Annotated in this window: 15 protein-coding genes; 1 reads left to right on the forward strand and 14 read right to left on the reverse strand. The window is 68.5% G+C overall.

Features of this window, described 5'->3' with window-relative positions:
• The first annotated feature begins 223 nt into the window (after positions 1 to 223).
• Positions 224 to 1,438, forward strand: coding sequence for a fumarylacetoacetase (fahA, locus tag ACYVO6_RS21770; RefSeq protein ID WP_461063515.1), 1,215 nt, complete (start codon positions 224 to 226; stop codon positions 1,436 to 1,438).
• A 33-nt stretch (positions 1,439 to 1,471) separates the two neighbouring features.
• Here fahA and recQ read toward each other — a convergent pair whose 3' ends face one another.
• The 14 genes from recQ to ACYVO6_RS21840 all read right to left on the reverse strand — a co-directional run bounded on the left by recQ (position 1,472) and on the right by ACYVO6_RS21840 (position 19,377).
• On the reverse strand, positions 1,472 to 3,517 hold the full coding sequence (recQ, locus tag ACYVO6_RS21775; RefSeq protein ID WP_461063517.1) for a DNA helicase RecQ: 2,046 nt from the start codon (positions 3,515 to 3,517) through the stop codon (positions 1,472 to 1,474).
• Between the two features lie 168 nt (positions 3,518 to 3,685).
• Positions 3,686 to 5,335 carry an NADH-quinone oxidoreductase subunit NuoN gene (nuoN, locus tag ACYVO6_RS21780; protein ID WP_461063519.1) on the reverse strand — a complete coding sequence of 550 codons (1,650 nt, stop codon included), beginning with the start codon at positions 5,333 to 5,335 and terminating at the stop codon, positions 3,686 to 3,688.
• Positions 5,332 to 6,903 (reverse strand): NADH-quinone oxidoreductase subunit M, encoded by a 1,572-nt coding sequence (locus ACYVO6_RS21785; protein WP_461063521.1) that lies wholly within the window; start codon positions 6,901 to 6,903, stop codon positions 5,332 to 5,334. The genes nuoN and ACYVO6_RS21785 overlap by 4 nt, the downstream gene beginning before the upstream one ends.
• Before the next feature lie 5 nt (positions 6,904 to 6,908).
• Positions 6,909 to 8,855, reverse strand: coding sequence for an NADH-quinone oxidoreductase subunit L (gene nuoL, locus ACYVO6_RS21790; RefSeq protein WP_461063523.1), 1,947 nt, complete (start codon positions 8,853 to 8,855; stop codon positions 6,909 to 6,911).
• 14 nt (positions 8,856 to 8,869) lie between these two features.
• Positions 8,870 to 9,169, reverse strand: a complete 300-nt coding sequence (gene nuoK / locus ACYVO6_RS21795) for an NADH-quinone oxidoreductase subunit NuoK (protein ID WP_119098662.1) — start codon at positions 9,167 to 9,169, stop codon at positions 8,870 to 8,872.
• Positions 9,166 to 9,984, reverse strand: a complete 819-nt coding sequence (locus ACYVO6_RS21800) for an NADH-quinone oxidoreductase subunit J (RefSeq protein ID WP_461063525.1) — start codon at positions 9,982 to 9,984, stop codon at positions 9,166 to 9,168. Before ACYVO6_RS21800 ends, nuoK begins: the two co-directional genes overlap by 4 nt.
• Entirely contained in the window at positions 9,981 to 10,622 is a 642-nt protein-coding gene (gene nuoI, locus ACYVO6_RS21805; protein ID WP_461063527.1) for an NADH-quinone oxidoreductase subunit NuoI, read from the reverse strand. Before nuoI ends, ACYVO6_RS21800 begins: the two co-directional genes overlap by 4 nt.
• Positions 10,615 to 11,994, reverse strand: coding sequence for an NADH-quinone oxidoreductase subunit NuoH (gene nuoH / locus ACYVO6_RS21810; protein ID WP_461063529.1), 1,380 nt, complete (start codon positions 11,992 to 11,994; stop codon positions 10,615 to 10,617). Before nuoH ends, nuoI begins: the two co-directional genes overlap by 8 nt.
• Entirely contained in the window at positions 11,991 to 14,495 is a 2,505-nt protein-coding gene (locus ACYVO6_RS21815; protein ID WP_461063531.1) for an NADH-quinone oxidoreductase subunit G, read from the reverse strand. The genes nuoH and ACYVO6_RS21815 overlap by 4 nt, the downstream gene beginning before the upstream one ends.
• A complete protein-coding gene (gene nuoF, locus ACYVO6_RS21820; protein WP_461063533.1) occupies positions 14,492 to 15,850 on the reverse strand; it encodes an NADH-quinone oxidoreductase subunit NuoF in 1,359 nt (452 codons plus the stop codon). The genes ACYVO6_RS21815 and nuoF overlap by 4 nt, the downstream gene beginning before the upstream one ends.
• Entirely contained in the window at positions 15,847 to 16,761 is a 915-nt protein-coding gene (gene nuoE / locus ACYVO6_RS21825) for an NADH-quinone oxidoreductase subunit NuoE (protein WP_461063535.1), read from the reverse strand. Before nuoE ends, nuoF begins: the two co-directional genes overlap by 4 nt.
• Positions 16,758 to 18,080, reverse strand: a complete 1,323-nt coding sequence (locus ACYVO6_RS21830; RefSeq protein ID WP_461063537.1) for an NADH-quinone oxidoreductase subunit D — start codon at positions 18,078 to 18,080, stop codon at positions 16,758 to 16,760. Before ACYVO6_RS21830 ends, nuoE begins: the two co-directional genes overlap by 4 nt.
• Positions 18,077 to 18,826 (reverse strand): NADH-quinone oxidoreductase subunit C, encoded by a 750-nt coding sequence (locus ACYVO6_RS21835; RefSeq protein ID WP_461063539.1) that lies wholly within the window; start codon positions 18,824 to 18,826, stop codon positions 18,077 to 18,079. Before ACYVO6_RS21835 ends, ACYVO6_RS21830 begins: the two co-directional genes overlap by 4 nt.
• Positions 18,823 to 19,377 (reverse strand): NuoB/complex I 20 kDa subunit family protein, encoded by a 555-nt coding sequence (locus tag ACYVO6_RS21840; protein WP_328771003.1) that lies wholly within the window; start codon positions 19,375 to 19,377, stop codon positions 18,823 to 18,825. Before ACYVO6_RS21840 ends, ACYVO6_RS21835 begins: the two co-directional genes overlap by 4 nt.
• Position 19,378: the final 1 nt, after the last annotated feature.

A 19,378-nucleotide genomic window follows, 5' to 3' on the forward strand; every position in this document is an offset into this window, starting at 1 on the left:
CCGAACCAGACGACGTCCGAAAACTCGACCATCCCCCGCGTCACCGTGGAGGCCACCGAGGCGCCAACCCGCCCGAACTCGTCGCCGGCTTCCTGGCGTGGCAGCGAGCCGCGGCGAGCGAGTAGTAAGCCTCTGGCGCGCGAGTCGTAAGCCTCTCGGACGCCCCGCGCGCAACTCCCCCGTAACGTGATCCCCACCCACACGGAAAGCGAGGCAGCACCCGATGCCCCCCTTCGAGGTCCCCGAGGGCGATCCCTTCGGTCCCCACAATCTTCCGTACGGCGTGTTCTCCCCTGTCGGCTCCCAGGAGCGCGGTGTCGGCGTCCGGCTGGGCGACCACGTCCTCGACGCGGGCGGCGCGGCTCGGGCTCTCGGCTCCCCGTACGTTCGCCTGCTCGCCCGCCGCACCCTCGACCCGCTGCTCGCAGCGGGCCGTACGGCCTGGTCGGATGTGCGACGAGCGATCACGGCGTGGTTGACCGTGCCCGCCCACCGGGAGACCGTCGAACCCCTGCTGCACCCGCTCTCCGAAGTCACCCTGCACCTCCCCTTCACGGTCGCGGACTACGTCGACTTCTACGCATCGGAAAACCATGCCCGCAACGTCGGCAAGATCTTCCGCCCCGACGCCACCGACTCCCTCACCCCCAACTGGAAGCACCTGCCGATCGGTTACCACGGCCGGTCCGGCACCGTCGTGGTGTCCGGCACGGATGTGGTACGCCCCTGTGGCCAGCGCAAAGCTCCCACGGACCCCGAGCCGGTCTTCGGGCCGTCCGTCCGCCTGGACATCGAGGCGGAGGTCGGCTTCGTGGTGGGTACGCCCTCCGCCATGGGCTCACGGGTGCCGCTGAGCGACTTCCGCGACCATGTCTTCGGCCTCTGCCTCCTCAACGACTGGTCCGCGCGCGACCTGCAGGCCTGGGAGTACGTCCCCCTCGGCCCCTTCCTCGGCAAGTCCTTCGCCACCTCGGTGTCGGCCTGGATCACGCCGCTCGACGCCCTGGATGACGCCCGGGTCGCGCCTCCGTCCCGTACTCACCTCCTTCTCCCCTACCTGGACGACGCCTCCGAGGAACCCGGCGGCTACGACCTGCGCATCTCCGTCGCCCTCAACGGCCATGTCATCTCCGAGCCGCCCTTCTCCACCATGTACTGGACCGCCGCCCAGCAGTTGGCCCACATGACGGTGAACGGCGCCTCCCTGCGCACCGGCGACCTCTACGCCTCGGGAACGGTGAGCGGAGCCAACGAGCGCGAACGCGGGTCCCTGCTGGAGCTGACCTGGAACGGACGCGACACCCTCGAACTCCCTGACGGCAAGCGGACGTTCCTCGAGGACGGCGACGTCGTCACGCTGACGGCCTGGGCACCGGGGCCGAACGGAACCCGGGTGGGACTGGGCGAGGTGACAGGGCAGGTCGCACCGAGCGTGTGACCCCTCACCCGGTCACCTGTCCCACCCGGTCCTCTATATCCAGTCGTCCGGCCCGTCCGGCTCCTCGGGCTCGCCCCAGTCCTCCGGATCCGGCTCCTGCGCCCCCGAGTCCCCGCCCTCGGCCGCGGGAGCCGGCGACCCCGGAGCCAGGGAGGCAAGCACTCCGAGCACCCCATCCCCATACGTCGCGAGCTTCTTCTCGCCCACCCCGCTGATCCCGCCCAACTCCGCGATGGACGTGGGCCCCACGGCGGCGATCTCCCGAAGTGTCGCGTCGTGGAAGATGACGTACGCCGGAACACCCTGCTCCTTGGCCTGCGCCGCACGCCACGTACGCAGTGCCTCGAAGACGGGAACCAGCTCCTCGGGCAGCTCGACCGCCGCGGCCTTGGCCTTGCGCTCGCCTCTGGGCGACGCCGACTTCGCGGTCACCGGCTTCTTCGGCTCCTTGCGCAGCGGGACCTCCCGCTCACGCCGCAGCACCGTTCCGCTCGCCTCGGTCAGTACGAGCGTCCCGTACTCGCCCTCGACCGCGAGCAGTCCCTGGGCCAGCAACTGCCGTACGACTCCTCGCCATTCGCCCTCGGACAACTCCTCGCCGATACCGAACACGGACAGCTGGTCGTGGTCGAACTGTATGACCTTGGCGGTTCTGTTCCCGAGCAGAATGTCGACGATCTGGACCGCCCCGAACTTCTGCCCGCGCTCGCGCTGCAACCGCACCACCGTGGACAGCACCTTCTGGGCCGCGACCGTGCCGTCCCAGGTCTCCGGAGGGACCAGGCATGTGTCGCAGTTCCCGCACGCCGTGGTCTCGGCGTCCTGGCCGAAGTAGGCGAGGAGTTGGGCTCGGCGGCATTGAACGGTCTCACACAGCGCGAGCATCGCGTCGAGGTGCATCGCGGCCCGGCGCCGGAACGCCTCGTCGCCCTCGCTCAACTGGATCAGCTTGCGCTGCTGTATGACGTCGTTCAGGCCGTATGCCATCCATGCCGTGGAGGGCAGTCCGTCGCGGCCCGCGCGGCCCGTCTCCTGGTAGTAGCCCTCGACCGACTTCGGCAGGTCGAGATGGGCGACGAACCGTACGTCCGGCTTGTCGATGCCCATACCGAAGGCGATGGTGGCGCAGACGACCAGGCCTTCCTCGCGCAGGAACCGCGACTGGTGCGCCGCGCGCGTGCCCGCGTCCAGGCCCGCGTGGTACGGCACCGCCTCGATGCCGTTGCGACAGAGGAACTCGGCCGTCTTCTCCACGGAGTTGCGCGACAGGCAGTACACGATGCCTGCGTCTCCCGCGTGCTCCTCTTTCAGGAAGGTCAGCAACTGCTTCTTGGGGTCGGCCTTCGGCACGATCCGGTATTGGATGTTGGGGCGGTCGAAGCTCGCCACGAAATGGCGGGCGTCCGGCATGCCCAGGCGTTGCGTGATCTCCTGGTGCGTCGCGTGCGTGGCCGTCGCGGTCAGCGCGATCCGCGGTACGTCCGGCCAGCGCTCGCCCAGCAGTGAGAGCGCCAGGTAGTCGGGGCGGAAGTCGTGGCCCCACTGGGACACGCAGTGCGCCTCGTCGATCGCGAAGACCGAGATCTTGCCGCGGGCGAGAAGGTCGAGAGTGGACTCCAGGCGCAGCCGCTCCGGGGCGAGGTAGAGCAGATCGAGCTCGCCCGCCAGGAACTCGGCCTCGACGACGCGCCGCTCGTCGAAGTCCTGCGTGGAGTTCATGAACCCGGCGCGCACGCCGAGCGCCCGCAGCGCGTCCACCTGGTCCTGCATCAGCGCGATCAGGGGGGAGACCACCACGCCCATACCTGGTCTGACCATCGCCGGAATCTGGTAGCAGAGCGACTTGCCTGCGCCAGTCGGCATGAGCACTACTGCGTCGCCGCCGGCCACCACATGCTCGATGACCGCTTCCTGCTCACCGCGGAACGCCTCGTACCCGAAGACACGGCGGAGCGTGCCCAACACCTCGCTCTCCGCGAGCCCCGCGGCCCTGCTCTCGCCCAGCCCCACGGCCTGCCCGGCAAGCCCTGCGGCCCTGTCCTCTTCGGTCATCACACCCGTCCCGCCCGTCCCGCTCATCGCCCTGTCCCCCGTCGCACGTCGTGCCTCGACCACTGCGTCCACGATAGGCGTCGGCACCGACAGCCTCAGAGTTATCCACAGGCCGCCCTCGATGACTCTCGACGGACACGCACGAGGCCCCGGCTTCCGCGAAGGGAGCCGGGGCCCGACGCGCGGGTGCGCATGTCAGCGCACGAACACTCCCGCCTGCCCTGCCAGGTCGAGGAAGTACTGCGGCGCCACACCGAGTACCAGCGTGACCACCACGCCGAACGCGATCGCCGTCATCGTCAGCGGTGACGGCACGGCCACCGTCGGTCCCTCCGGCTTCGGCTCGCTGAAGAACATGAGCACGATCACGCGGATGTAGAAGAACGCCGCGATGGCCGACGAGATCACACCGACCACGACGATCGCGCCTGCGCCGCCCTCCGCCGCCGCCTTGAACACGGCGAACTTCCCGGCGAAGCCGGAGGTCAGCGGAATGCCCGCGAAGGCCAGCAGGAAGACCGCGAACACCGCCGCCACCAGTGGCGAACGCCGCCCGAGCCCCGCCCACTTGGACAGATGCGTTGCCTCGCCGCCCGCGTCCCGCACCAGGGTCACGACCGCGAACGCGCCGATCGTGACGAAGGAGTACGCCCCCAGGTAGAAGAGCACGGACGAGATGCCGTCCGCCGAGGTCGCGATGACACCGGCGAGGATGAAGCCCGCGTGGGCGATCGACGAGTACGCCAGGAGCCGCTTGATATCGGTCTGGGTGATCGCGACGATCGCGCCGCCCAGCATGGTGACGATCGCGACGGCCCACATCACCGGCCGCCAGTCCCAGCTCAGGCCCGGCAGTACCACGTACAGCAGGCGCAGCAGCGCCCCGAAGGCGGCCACCTTGGTGGCTGCGGCCATGAAGCCGGTCACCGGCGTCGGCGCGCCCTGGTACACGTCCGGGGTCCACATGTGGAACGGCACCGCGCCCACTTTGAACAGCAGGCCCATGACGAGCATCGCGGCGCCGATGAGCAGCAGTGCATCGTTGCCCATGGTCTCGGCGAGCGCCGGGGTCACGTTCTCGATCGAGCCGTCGACGACCTGCGCGATCGTCGCGTACGACACCGAGCCCGCGTAGCCGTACAGCAGGGCGATGCCGAAGAGCGTGAACGCTGAGGCGAAGGCGCCGAGCAGGAAGTACTTGACCGCCGCTTCCTGCGACATGATCCGCTTGCGGCGGGCCACGGCGCACAGCAGGTAGAGCGGCAGTGAGAAGACTTCCAGGGCGATGAACAGCGTCAACAGGTCGTTGGCGGCCGGGAAGAGGAGCATTCCGCCGATGGCGAAGAGGAGCAGCGGGAACACCTCGGTGGTGGTGAACCCGGCCTTCACCGCGGCCTTTTCGCTGTCGCTGCCGGGCACGGACGCGGCCTGCGCGGCGAACGAGTCGACCTGGTTGCCGTGCGCCACGGGGTCGAGCCGCCGTTCGGCGAAGGTGAACACGCCGAGCAGACCGGCCAGCAGGATCGTTCCCTGCAGGAAGAGCGCCGGCCCGTCGACGGCGATGGCGCCCATCGCCACGATGCCGGCCTTCGTGGTGCCGTATCCCCTGGTCGCGAGCGCGATGACCGCGGCAAAGGCGGCGGCGAGCGAGACGACGGACAAGAACACCTGGGCGTAGTAACGGGACTTGCGCGGTACCACCGCCTCGATGAGCACGCCGATGATCGCCGCGCCGATGACGATCAGGGTGGGCGACAACTGCCCGTATTCGATCTTGGGTGCGTCGATCTTGTCGATCGGATCGGCCGCCATTGTCCACAGGCTGTGGACGGCTGTTGCGCTCACTTGGCCGCCTCCACCTCAGGCTCGGGGTCCTGCTTCTGTACATCGGACATGGTGTGCTCGACCGCCGGGTTGACGATGTCGGTGAGTGGTTTCGGGAAGACGCCCAGGAAGATCAACAGGGCGATCAGCGGGGTGACGACCACGAGTTCCCGCACCCTCAGGTCGGGCATGGCCGAGACCTCGGGCTTCACCGGGCCCGTCATCGTCCTCTGGTAGAGGACGAGGGTGTAGAGCGCGGCGAGGACGATGCCGAAGGTGGCGATGATCCCGATCACCGGGTAGCGCGTGAACGTGCCGACCAGAACCAGGAATTCACTCACGAAGGGCGCGAGGCCGGGCAGCGAGAGGGTCGCGAGACTGCCGATCAGGAAGGTGCCGGCGAGTACCGGGGCGACTTTCTGCACTCCTCCGTAGTCGGCGATCAGCCGCGAGCCGCGCCGCGAGATCAGGAAGCCGGCCACCAGCATCAGGGCAGCGGTCGAGATCCCGTGGTTGATCATGTAGAGCGTCGCGCCCGACTGGCCCTGGCTGGTCATCGCGAAGATGCCCATGATGATGAACCCGAAGTGCGAGATCGACGCGTACGCCACCAGCCGCTTGATGTCACGCTGCCCGACCGCGAGCAACGCCCCGTAGACGATGCTGATCAGGGCGAGTACGAGGATGACCGGTGTCGCCCACTTCGATGCCTCCGGGAAGAGCTGGAGGCAGAAGCGCAGCATCGCGAAAGTACCGACCTTGTCGACGACCGCCGTGATCAGTACGGCGACCGGGGCGGTGGCCTCCCCCATGGCGTTCGGCAGCCAGGTGTGCAGCGGCCACAGGGGCGCCTTCACGGCGAACGCGAAGAAGAAGCCCAGGAAGAGCCACCGTTCGGTACTGGTCGCCATGTCGAGCGTGCCGTTGGCCCGGGCCTCGGCGATCTCCTGGAGCGAGAAGTTTCCGGCCACTACGTAGAGACCGATCACGGCGGCCAGCATGATCAGGCCGCCGGCCAGGTTGTAGAGGAGGAACTTCACGGCGGCGTACGAGCGTTGAGCCGCCGCGTTCTCGTCGGTGCCCGTGTGGGCGCGGTCTCCGAAGCCGCCGATGAGGAAGTACATCGGGATGAGCATGGCTTCGAAGAAGATGTAGAAGAGGAAGACGTCGGTGGCCTCGAAGGAGAGGATCACCATCGCTTCGACGGCGAGGATCAGGGCGAAGAAGCCCTGCGTCGGACGCCAGCGGCTGCTGCGGGTCTCCAGGGGGTCGGCGTCGTGCCAGCCCGCGAGGATCACGAACGGGATCAGCAGCGCGGTCAGCGCTATGAGCGCCACCCCGATGCCGTCCACACCCAGCTCGTAGCGCACCCCGAAGTCCGCGATCCAGGCGTGGGATTCGGTGAGTTGGTAGCGGTCGCCACCGGGCTCGAAGCGGACCAGGACCACCACGGCGAGTACCAGGGTGGCGAGCGAGACCAGCAGCGCCAGCCATTTGGCGGCGGTGCGGCGCGCGGCCGGCACGGCGGCCGTGGCGATCGCCCCGAGGGCCGGGAGCGCCGCCGTCGCTGTCAGCAGTGGAAAGGACATCGGTATCAGACCGCCCTCATCAGCAGGGTCGCGGCGATGAGGACCGCCGCACCGCCGAACATCGAGACCGCGTACGAGCGCGCGAAGCCGTTCTGCAGCCTGCGCAGCCGTCCGGAGAGGCCGCCCATCGAGGCCGCCGTGCCGTTGACGACCCCGTCGACCAGGGTGTGGTCGACGTACACCAGGGAGCGTGTGAGGTGCTCTCCGCCGCGCACGAGGACGACGTGGTTGAAGTCGTCCTGGAGCAGGTCGCGCCGGGCGGCCCGGGTGAGCAGGGAGCCGCGCGGGGCGACGACGGGCACGGGACGGCGCCCGTACTGGACGTAGGCGAGGCCGACGCCGATGACCATCACGGCCACCGTGGAGAGGGTGACCGTCAGGGCGCTGACCGGCGGGTGCCCGTGCGCGTGGTCGGTGACGGGCTCCAGCCAGTGGATGAACCGGTCGCCGAGACCGAAGAACGCTCCCGCGAAGACCGACCCGAAGGCGAGCACGATCATCGGGATCGTCATGGAATTCGGGGACTCATGCGGATGCGGCTCCGCGTGCTCGCCTCGCGTCTCGGCGGCGGGCTCCACGCTGGGCTCGGCCGGAGACGGCGTCGGAGCGTGCCGCCAGCGTTCTTCTCCGAAGAACGTCATCAGCATCACGCGCGTCATGTAGTACGCGGTGATGGCCGCGCCGAGGAGGGCCACGCCGCCGAGGATCCAGCCCTCGGTGCCGCCCTTGGCGAAGGCCGCTTCGATGATCTTGTCCTTGGAGAAGAAGCCGGACAGACCGGGGAAGCCGATGATGGCGAGATAGCCGAGGCCGAAGGTGACGAAGGTGACCGGCATGTACTTCCTGAGGCCGCCGTACTTGCGCATGTCGACCTCGTCGTTCATGCCGTGCATGACCGAACCGGCGCCGAGGAAGAGCCCGGCCTTGAAGAAGCCGTGCGTCACCAGGTGCATGATCGCGAAGACGTAGCCGATGGGGCCGAGGCCCGCGGCGAGGATCATGTAGCCGATCTGCGACATGGTCGAACCGGCGAGCGCCTTCTTGATGTCGTCCTTCGCGCAACCGACGATCGCACCGAACAGGAGCGTGACGGCGCCGACGACGGTGACGGCCAGCTGGGCGTCCGGCGCGGCGTTGAAGATCTCGCCGGAGCGGACGATCAGGTACACGCCCGCGGTCACCATCGTCGCGGCGTGGATCAGGGCCGAGACCGGAGTCGGGCCCTCCATCGCGTCCCCGAGCCAGGACTGCAGCGGCACCTGGGCGGACTTGCCGCAGGCGGCGAGCAGCAGCATCAGGCCGATGGCGGTGAGCTTGCCCTCGCTCGTCTCGCCCGTCGCCTCCAGTACGGGCCCGAAGGCGAAGGTGCCGAACCAGGCGAACATCAGCATGATCGCGATGGAAAGGCCCATGTCGCCGACGCGGTTGACCAGGAAGGCCTTCTTCGCGGCCGTGGCAGCGCTGGGCTTGTGCTGCCAGAAGCCGATCAGCAGGTACGAGGCGAGGCCGACGCCCTCCCAGCCGACGTACAGCAGCAGGTAGTTGTCGGCGAGGACGAGCAGCAGCATCGCCGCGAGGAACAGGTTCAGATAGCCGAAGAAGCGGCGCCGGCGCTCGTCGTGCTCCATGTACCCGATCGAGTACAGGTGGATCAGGGAGCCGACGCCGGTGATCAGCAGCACGAACGTCATCGACAACTGGTCGAGCTGGAAGGCGACGTCGGCCTGGAAGCCCTCTACGGGGACCCAGCTGAACAGGTGCTGGGCTATCTCCCGTTCTTCCGCGCCCTTCCCCAGCATGTCGGCGAAGAGGATCGCGCCGATCACGAAGGAGGCGGCCGCGAGGACGGTGCCGATCCAGTGGCCGACGGCATCGAGCCGCCGGCCACCGCACAGCAGTACGGCCGCTCCGAGCAGAGGCGCCGCTACCAGCAGCGCAATCAGGTTCTCCACGATTCAGCGACCCCTTAGAGCTTCATCAGGCTGGCGTCGTCGACCGAGGCCGAGTGGCGGGTACGGAACAGGGACACGATGATCGCGAGCCCGACCACGACCTCCGCGGCGGCGACGACCATCGTGAAGAAGGCGATGATCTGGCCGTCGAGATTGCCGTGCATCCGGGAGAAGGCCACGAGCGCGAGGTTGCAGGCGTTGAGCATGAGCTCGACACACATGAACACCACGATCGCGTTCCGCCTGATCAGGACGCCGGTGGCGCCGATCGTGAACAACAGGGCGGCGAGGTAGAGGTAGTTGACGGGATTCACTTCGCGGCCTCCTCTTCACGATCTTCGCGGCCGAGCCGTTCCCCGGCGCGCTGCTCCAGCGCCTTGAGGTCGTTGATCGCCTCGTCCGAGACATCGCGGATCTGGCCGCGCGAGCGCAGCGTCTTGTTGACGGTGAGCTCGGACGGTGTGCCGTCCGGGAGGAGGCCCGCGATGTCCACCGCGTTGTGCCGGGCGTAGACACCGGGGGCGGGCAGCGGCGGGAGGTGCTTGCCTTCCCGTACGCGCTGCTCGGCCAGCTCGCGCTGGGTCTTGGCCCGCTCGGTGCGCTCCTTGTGCGTGAGCACCATGGCGCCGACGGCGGCCGTGATGAGCAGGGCGCCGGTGAGCTCGAAGGCAAAGACGTACTTCGTGAAGATGAGGGCGGCGAGACCCTCCACGTTGCCACCGGCGTTGGCCTGGCCCAGGCCGTTGAACTCGTTCAGCGAGGCGTTGCCGATTCCCGCGCAGAGCAGGATGCCGAAGCCGAGGCCGCACAGGAGGGCCAGCCAGCGCTGCCCCTTGATGGTCTCCTTCAGGGAGTCGGCGGCGGTGACGCCGACGAGCATGACCACGAAGAGGAACAGCATCATGATCGCGCCGGTGTAGACGACGATCTGCACGATGCCCAGGAAATAGGCGCCGTTGGCGAGGTAGAACACCGCCAGGATGATCATGGTCCCGGCGAGGCAGAGGGCGCTGTGCACGGCCTTTTTCATGAAGACGGTGCACAGGGCGCCGATCACCGCGATGGTGCCGAGGACCCAGAACTGGAAGGCCTCTCCGGTAGAGGTGGTGTAGGCGGCGAGATCCATCATTGGCCGATCACCTTTTCCGACGCCGGCTCGTCCGGGCCGAAGGTCGAGGCGGCCTCCTGCGGCACCTCTCCCTTGGAGAGGGCCACCTGGCGCTCCGTACCCGGTGCCGCCTCCGTGACCAGACCCCGGTAGTAGTCCTGCTCATCCGTCCCGGGGTAGATCGAGTGCGGGCTGTCGACCATGCCCTCTTCGAGGCCGGCGAGCAGCTGCTCCTTGGTGTAGATGAGGTTGGCGCGGCTGCTGTCGGCCAGCTCGAACTCGTTCGTCATCGTCAACGCGCGCGTGGGGCACGCCTCGATGCACAGCCCGCACAGAATGCAGCGGGCGTAGTTGATCTGGTAGACGCGGCCGTACCGCTCGCCCGGGGAGTAGCGCTCCTCCTCGGTGTTGTCCGCGCCCTCCACATAGATGGCGTCCGCCGGGCAGGCCCAGGCGCACAGCTCGCAGCCGATGCACTTCTCCAGGCCGTCCGGATGGCGGTTGAGCTGATGCCGGCCGTGGAATCGCGGGGCGGTGGTCTTCTTCTGTTCGGGGTACTGCTCGGTCAGCCGCTTCTTGAACATGGCCTTGAAGGTCACGCCGAAGCCTGCGACGGGGTTCTGGAAACCGGGTTTGGTCTCCTTCTGCTCATCAGCCATCGGACGCCTCCTTTCCGTCACGAGATCCATCAGATCCGTCACTGGCAGTATCGACCCCACCACTGACAATCAACTCCCGCTCCCGGCGCGGGCGTCGCCTCGGCACCGGTGGCAGGGCCTGTCCCGGCAGCGGTGGTACGGGGAATCCACCCGCCATCGGGTCGAAGGCGACGGCCTCCGCGGGCGCCTCCTGCGCCTCCTTGGCGGACTTCCGGTCGCGGAACATGTCGACGGCGAACGAGAGCACCAGCAGGCCGAGGACCGCTGCGGCGACATAGAGGGCGATGTCGGCGAAGTCGTAGTTCTCGTTGCGCAGGGTTCGCACGGTCGCGACGGCCATCAGCCAGGTGACCGAGACCGGAAGGAGGACCTTCCAGCCGAACTTCATCAGCTGGTCGTAGCGGACACGGGGCAGCGTGCCGCGCAGCCAGATGAAGAAGAACAGCGACACCTGGACCTTGAGGACGAACCAGAGCATCGGCCACCAGCCGTGGTTGGCACCCTCCCAGAACGTGCTGACCGGCCAGGGGGCCCGCCAGCCGCCGAGGAAGAGCGTCACCGCCACAGCCGAGACCGTCACCATGTTCACGTACTCGGCGAGCATGAACATCGCAAACTTGATCGACGAGTACTCGGTGTTGAAACCGCCCACCAGATCGCCTTCGGACTCCGGCATGTCGAGGGGCGCACGGTTGGTCTCGCCGACCATCGTCGCGATGTAGATCAGGAACGAGACCGGCAGCAGCACGATGTACCAGCGGTCCTGCTGCGACTCGACGATCGCCGAGGTCGACATCGACCCCGAGTAGAGGAACACCGAGGCGAAGGCGACACCCATCGCGATCTCGTACGAGATCATCTGCGCACAGGCCCGCAGGCCGCCGAGCAGCGGATAGGTGGATCCAGAACTCCAACCCGCCAGCACGATCCCGTAGATGCCCACCGAGGCGACCGCGAGGATGTAGAGCATCGCGATCGGCAGGTCAGTGAGCTGCATGGTGGTGCGGTGGCCGAAGATCGAGATCTCGTTGCCGGCCGGCCCGAAGGGGATCACCGCGATCGCCATGAAGGCCGGGATCGCGGCGACGATCGGCGCGAGGACGTAGACCACCTTGTCGGCGCGCTTGACGATGAGGTCTTCCTTGAGCATCAGCTTGATGCCGTCGGCGAGCGACTGGAGCATCCCCCAGGGGCCGTGCCGGTTGGGGCCGATGCGCAGTTGCATCCAGGCGACGACCTTGCGCTCCCACACGATGGAGAAGAGCACGGTCAACATCAGGAAGGCGAAGCAGAAGACCGCCTTGATGACGACCAGCCACCAGGGGTCGCGGCCGAACATGGAGAGGTCCTCCGCGGCGAGGTACACAGTCATGCCTTCACCTCCTTGGGGGCCTCGGGGGCGAGGGTCGCCGGGCCGATACGGACGAGGTCACCGGGGATCGCGCCCGTGTCGGAGGCGACGCCTCCCCCGGCGGAGTTCAGCGGGAGCCACACCACGCGGTCGGGCATCTCCGTGATCTGCAGCGGGAATTCGACAACTCCGGAGGGGCCGGTCACGGCCAGTACGTCGCCGTCCTTGACGCCGGCCTCGGCGGCCGTGGCGGGCGACACGCGCGCGCGTGCGGCATGCCGGGTCCCGGCGAGCGCCTCGTCACCCTCCTGGAGGCGGCCCTGGTCGAGCAGCAGCCGGTGCCCGGCGAGCACGGCCTCCCCGGCGGCGGGGCGCGGCAGTTGGGCTCCTGTCTCCAGGGGCTCGGTGGCCCGCGCCCCGTCCCAGGCGCCGAGCCGGTCGAGTTCCACGCGCGCCGTGCGCAGATCGGGCAGCCCCAGGTGTACGTCCATGGCGTCCGCGAGCATCTGCAGGACGCGGGCGTCGGCCGGCGCCAGACGGCGGGTCATCTGGTCGGGCTTGAGCGCCGCCTCGAAGGACCGTGCCCGGCCCTCCCAGTTGAGGAAGGTGCCCGCCTTCTCCACGACCGCGGCGACAGGGAGGACGACATCCGCGTGCTCGGTGACCTCACTGGGGCGCAGTTCGAGCGACACCAGGAAGCCCACTTCGGACAGTGCCGCACGCCCGCGTGCCGGATCGGGCAGGTCCGCGACCTCGACACCGGCCACGACGAGCGCGGTCAGTTCACCGGTGGCGGCGGCCTCGACGATCTGGCCCGTGTCGCGGCCGTACCGGAGCGGGAGTTCGGCGACTCCCCAGGCCGCGGCGACCTCGACCCGCGCGCGCGAGTCGGTGGCCGGACGTCCGCCCGGCAGCAGCGAGGGCAGCGCACCCGCCTCGATGGCGCCGCGCTCCCCGGCCCTGCGCGGAATCCACACCAGTTCGGCGCCGGTCGCGGAGGCGGCCCGTACGGCGGCGGTGAGCCCGCCCGCCACGGCGGCCAGCCGCTCCCCGACGACGATCACGGCACCCTCGGCGCGCAGCGCCTCGGAGGCCGTCGCGCCGTCGCCCTCCAGGCCGACGCCGGACGCGAGCGCGTCCAGCCACTCGGTCTCGGTGCCGGGCGCGGCGGGCAGCAGCGTGCCGCCGGCCTTCTCCAGTCCGCGGGTCGCGTGCGTGGCGAGCGCGAACGTCTTCTGTCCGTGTCCCCGCCAGGCCTTGCGCAGCCGCAGGAAGACACCGGGCACCTCCTCCTCGGCCTCGATGCCGACGAGGAGGACGGCGGGCGCCTTCTCCAGAGATGTGTACGTGACGCCCGTACCGTCGAGGTCCCGGCCGCGTCCGGCGACCCGGGCGGCCAGGAAATCCGCCTCCTCGCCGCTGTGCACGCGCGCGCGGAAGTCGATGTCGTTGGTGTCGAGGGCCACGCGCGCGAACTTGCTGTACGCGTAGGCGTCTTCGACGGTGAGCCGGCCTCCGGTCAGGACGCCGGCCCTGGAGCGGGCCGCCGACAGCCCCTCGGCCGCCGCCGAAAGGGCCTCGGGCCACGAAGCGGGCTCCAGCTCACCGGATTCACCCCGTACGAGGGGCGTCGTCAGGCGGTCCCGCTGCTGTGCGTACCGGAAGCCGAACCGCCCTTTGTCGCACATCCACTCCTCGTTGACCTCGCGGTCGGGAGCCGCGAGCCGCCGCATGACCTTGCCGCGCCGGTGGTCGGTACGGGTCGCACAGCCGCCGGAGCAGTGCTCGCACACCGAGGGCGAGGAGACGAGGTCGAAGGGGCGCGAGCGGAAGCGGTACGCCGCCGACGTCAGCGCGCCCACCGGGCAGATCTGGATGGTGTTCCCGGAGAAGTACGACTCGAAGGGGTCGCCCTCTCCGGTGCCGACCTGCTGGAGTGCGCCCCGCTCGAGCAGCTCGATCATCGGGTCGCCCGCGACCTGGTTGCTGAACCGGGTGCATCGGGCGCACAGCACGCACCGCTCACGGTCGAGCAGCACCTGGGGCGAGATGGGGACGGGCTTCTCGAACGTCCGCTTCTTGCCCTCGAAGCGGGACTCGGCGTTGCCGTGCGACATGGCCTGGTTCTGCAGGGGGCACTCGCCGCCCTTGTCGCAGACCGGGCAGTCCAGCGGGTGGTTGATGAGCAGCAGCTCCATCACACCCTTCTGCGCCTTCTCGGCGACAGGAGAGGTGAGATGGGTCTTGACGACCATGCCGTCCGTGCAGGTGATCGTGCAGGACGCCATGGGCTTGCGCTGGCCCTCGACCTCGACGATGCACTGGCGGCAGGCGCCGGCCGGGTCGAGGAGCGGGTGGTCGCAGAAGCGGGGGATCTCGATGCCGAGCTGTTCGGCGGCGCGGATGACCAGGGTGCCCTTGGGCACGCTGATCTCGATGCCGTCGATGGTCAGCGAGACGAGATCTTCCGGCGGAACCGCCGCCTCCCCGCCCCCGGAGGGAGCGCTCGTGGTCACAGTCATGCGTTCACCTCCGCGTGCTTGTCCTTGTCGGCCCAGGCCGTCGACTTCGCCGGGTCGAAGGGACAGCCCCGACCGGTGATGTGCTCCTCGTACTCCTCGCGGAAGTACTTGAGGGAGGAGAAGATCGGCGAGGCGGCGCCGTCGCCGAGGGCGCAGAAGGACTTGCCGTTGATGTTGTCGGCGATGTCGTTCAGCTTGTCGAGGTCGGACATGACGCCCTTGCCGGCCTCGATGTCACGCAGCAACTGCACGAGCCAGTACGTCCCTTCGCGGCAGGGTGTGCACTTGCCGCAGGACTCATGGGCGTAGAACTCCGTCCACCGCGTCACCGCCCGCACGACACACGTCGTCTCGTCGAAGCACTGCAGAGCTTTGGTGCCGAGCATGGAACCCGCGGCACCCACTCCTTCGTAATCAAGAGGGACGTCGAGGTGCTCGTCGGTGAACATCGGGGTCGAAGAGCCGCCCGGCGTCCAGAACTTGAGGCGGTGCCCCGGCCGCATCCCGCCGCTCATGTCGAGCAGCTGGCGCAGCGTGATGCCGAGCGGGGCCTCGTACTGACCGGGATTGGTGACATGGCCGCTGAGCGAGTAGAGCGTGAAGCCCGGGGACTTCTCGCTGCCCATCGACCTGAACCATTCCTTTCCCTTGTTCAGAATCGCGGGAACTGACGCGATCGACTCGACGTTATTTACAACAGTCGGGCACGCGTAGAGCCCCGCGACAGCAGGGAAGGGGGGACGAAGTCGCGGCTGGCCACGGCGGCCCTCGAGCGAGTCGAGCAGTGCGGTCTCCTCACCACAGATGTACGCGCCCGCGCCCGCGTGCACGGTGACCTGGAGGTCGAGTCCGCTGCCCAGGATGTTCTTGCCGAGGTATCCCGCCGCATACGCCTCCCGGACTGCCTCGTGCAGCCGCCTCAGTACGGGGACAACTTCACCGCGCAGATAGATGAAGGCATGCGAAGACCGGATCGCGTAACAAGCGATCACGATGCCCTCGATGAGGCTATGCGGGTTCGCGAAGAGAAGCGGGATGTCCTTGCAGGTGCCCGGTTCCGATTCGTCGGCGTTGACAACTAGATAGTGAGGCTTGCCGTCGCCCTGCGGGATGAACTGCCACTTCATGCCCGTGGGAAATCCCGCGCCGCCGCGTCCGCGCAGACCGGAGTCCTTCACGTACGCGATGAGGTCGTCCGGCGACATGGCGAGGGCCTTGCGGAGCCCCTCGTACCCCTCGTGCCTTCGGTACACGTCCAGCGTCCAGGACTTGTCCTCGTCCCAGAAGGCCGACAGCACGGGTGCGAGCAGCTTCTCCGGGCTGGTGTCTTTGATCTCGGCTGCCAAGGTCATCACTCCCCCTCCTCGGAGACCGGGCCCGCCGTATCAGCGGGGCGGGGCGGAGCCCCTCGTTCATGGGTGGTGGGGGGCGACGGGTGGGAGGGGTCGGAGGCCGAGGTCTGCTGCGGCGCGTCATGCGAGCTGAGGTGCTCGGCGGGCGGCTGGTCCTGCGGACCGCCGGAACCCCGCGGGCGCACCACGCGCGCGGGAGTCATCTCGCCCTTCGCCAGCCGGAGGCCGGTCAGTGAGGCCGGTCCGGCGCTGCCGCCCGCCTCGACGGCTCCGGGGCGCTCGTCGGGGAATCCGGCCAGGACCCGTGCGGTCTCCTTGAACGTGCACATGGGGGCGCCGCGCGTCGGTTCGACCTGTGCTCCCGCGCGCAGGTCGTCCACGAGGCGCTTCGCGGTTTCCACGGTCTGGTTGTCGAAGAACTCCCAGTTGACCATCACGACCGGTGCGAAGTCACAGGCCGCGTTGCACTCGATGTGCTCCAGGGTGACCTTGCCGTCGTCGGTGGTCTCGCCGTTGCCGACACCGAGGTGGTCCTGGAGGGCCTCGAAGATCGCGTCGCCGCCCATCACCGCGCACAGGGTGTTGGTGCAGACGCCCACCTGGTAGTCACCGGAGGGCTTGCGCCGGTACATGGTGTAGAAGGTGGCGACTGCGGTGACCTCGGCCGTGGTCAGGCCCAGCATGTCGGCGCAGAACTGCATGCCGGTGCGCGTGACATGGCCCTCCTCCGACTGCACGAGATGCAGCAACGGCAGGAGGGCGGACCGGGAGTCCGGGTAGCGGGCGATGACCTCGCGCGCGTCGGCCTCGAGCCGGGCTCGAACGTCGTCCGGGTAGTCGGGCGCAGGCAGTTGGGGCATGCCCAGGCTGACGCCCTGTGTCTGTACGCCCTGCTCGGAAGGAGTGGTGGTCACCGGTCGACGCCTCCCATCACGGGGTCGATGGACGCGACGGCGACGATGACGTCGGCGACCTGGCCGCCCTCGCACATCGCCGCCATGGCCTGCAGATTGGTGAAGGACGGGTCGCGGAAGTGGACCCGGTAGGGGCGGGTGCCGCCGTCGGACACGGCGTGCACCCCGAGTTCGCCCTTGGGCGACTCGACGGCGGCGTACGCCTGGCCGGGCGGGACCCTGAAGCCCTCGGTCACCAGCTTGAAGTGGTGGATCAGGGCCTCCATGGAGGTGCCCATGATCTGCTTGATGTGGTCGAGGGAGTTACCCAGTCCGTCCGGGCCGAGGGCCAGTTGTGCGGGCCAGGCGATCTTCTTGTTGGCGACCATGACCGGCCCGGGCTGCAGCCGGTCCAGGCACTGCTCGATGATCCGCAGCGACTGGCGCATCTCCTCCAGGCGGATCAGGAAGCGCCCGTACGCGTCGCAGGTGTCGGCGGTCGGGACGTCGAAGTCGTACGTCTCGTAGCCGCAGTACGGCTGCGCCTTGCGCAGGTCGTGCGGGAGGCCGGCCGAGCGGAGGATCGGGCCGGTGGCGCCGAGGGCCATGCAGCCGGCCAGGTCGAGGTAGCCGATGTCCTGCATACGGGCCTTGAAGACGGGGTTCCCGGTGGCGAGCTTGTCGTACTCGGGAAGGTTCTTCCTCATCTTCTTCACGAACTCGCGGATCTGGTCCACCGCGCCCGGAGGCAGGTCCTGGGCGAGGCCGCCGGGCCGGATGTACGCGTGGTTCATGCGCAGGCCGGTGATCAGCTCGTAGATGTCGAGAACGAGTTCACGATCACGGAAGCCGTAGATCATGATCGTGGTGGCGCCGAGCTCCATGCCGCCGGTGGCGATGCACACGAGGTGCGAGGAGAGACGGTTCAGCTCCATCAGGAGCACCCGGATGATCGTCGCGCGGTCCGGGATCTCGTCCTCGATGCCCAGCAGCTTCTCGACGGCGAGGCAGTACGCGGTCTCGTTGAAGAACGACGTCAGGTAGTCCATGCGCGTCACAAAGGTCGTGCCCTGTGTCCACGTACGGAACTCGAGGTTCTTCTCGATGCCAGTGTGCAGATAGCCGATGCCGCAGCGGGCCTCGGTGACCGTTTCGCCGTCGATCTCCAGGATCAGCCGGAGCACGCCGTGGGTGGACGGGTGCTGCGGGCCCATGTTGACGACGATGCGCTCGTCGTCGGCCCGGGCCGCGGTCTGCACGACCTCGTCCCAGTCGCCACCCGTGACCGTGTAGACGGTGCCTTCGGTGGTCTCGCGTGCGGATGCTGACTGCGTGCTCATGAGTACGACCTCCGCTGGTCCGGAGCCGGGATCTGGGCGCCCTTGTACTCGACGGGAATGCCGCCGAGGGGGTAGTCCTTGCGCTGCGGGAAGCCCTGCCAGTCGTCCGGCATCATGATCCGCGTCAGGGCCGGGTGACCGTCGAAGACGATGCCAAAGAAGTCGTACGTCTCGCGCTCGTGCCAGTCGTTCGTCGGATAGACGGAGACCAGGGACGGGATGTGCGGGTCGGCGTCGGGGGCGCTGACTTCGAGGCGGATCAGCCGGTTGTGGGTGATCGAGCGCAGGTGGTAGACGGCGTGCAGCTCGCGGCCCTTGTCGCCGAGGTAGTGGACGCCGCTCACCCCCGTGCACAGCTCGAAGCGGAGCGCCGGGTCGTCGCGCAGGGTCCGGGCGACCCGGACCAGGTACTCGCGCTCGATGTGGAAGGTGATCTCGTCGCGGTCGACGACCGTCTTCTCGATCGCGTTCTCGGGGACCAGGCCCTGTTCCTCCAGGGCACCTTCCAGCTCGTCGGCGACCTCGTCGAACCAGCCGCCGTACGGGCGGCTGGCCTCCCCGGGCAGCCGGACCGAGCGGACCAGGCCGCCGTAGCCGGAGGTGTCACCGCCGTTGTTGGCGCCGAACATGCCGCGCTGGACGCGGATCTCCTCGCCCGCCTCGCCGGGCCGGCCGGGGAGGTTGGAGGCGCTGAGGTCCTTCTCGGGGTTCACCCCGTTCGTGCCGTTGCCGTTCGCGTCGCTCACCGCAGCAGGCCCTTCATCTCGATGGTGGGGAGCGCCTTGAGCGCCGCTTCCTCCGCCTCGCGGGCCGCCTCCTCGGCGTTCACGCCGAGCTTCGAGGTCTGGATCTTCTGGTGCAGCTTGAGAATCGCGTCCAGCAGCATCTCGGGCCGCGGCGGACAGCCGGGCAGATAGATGTCGACAGGGACGACGTGATCGACGCCCTGCACGATCGCGTAGTTGTTGAACATCCCGCCGGACGATGCGCAGACCCCCATGGAGATCACCCACTTGGGGTTCGGCATCTGGTCATAGACCTGCCGCAGCACCGGCGCCATCTTCTGGCTGACGCGTCCGGCGACGATCATCAGGTCGGCCTGACGCGGTGAGCCGCGGAAGACCTCCATGCCGAAGCGCGCCATGTCGTAGCGGCCCGCGCCGGTCGTCATCATCTCGATGGCGCAACAGGCGAGGCCGAAGGTGGCGGGAAAGACGGACGACTTGCGTACCCACCCAGCGGCCTGCTCGACGGTGGTCAGCAGGAAGCCGCTCGGCAGCTTTTCTTCGAGTCCCATG

The organism is Streptomyces pseudoechinosporeus (assembly GCF_054783935.1).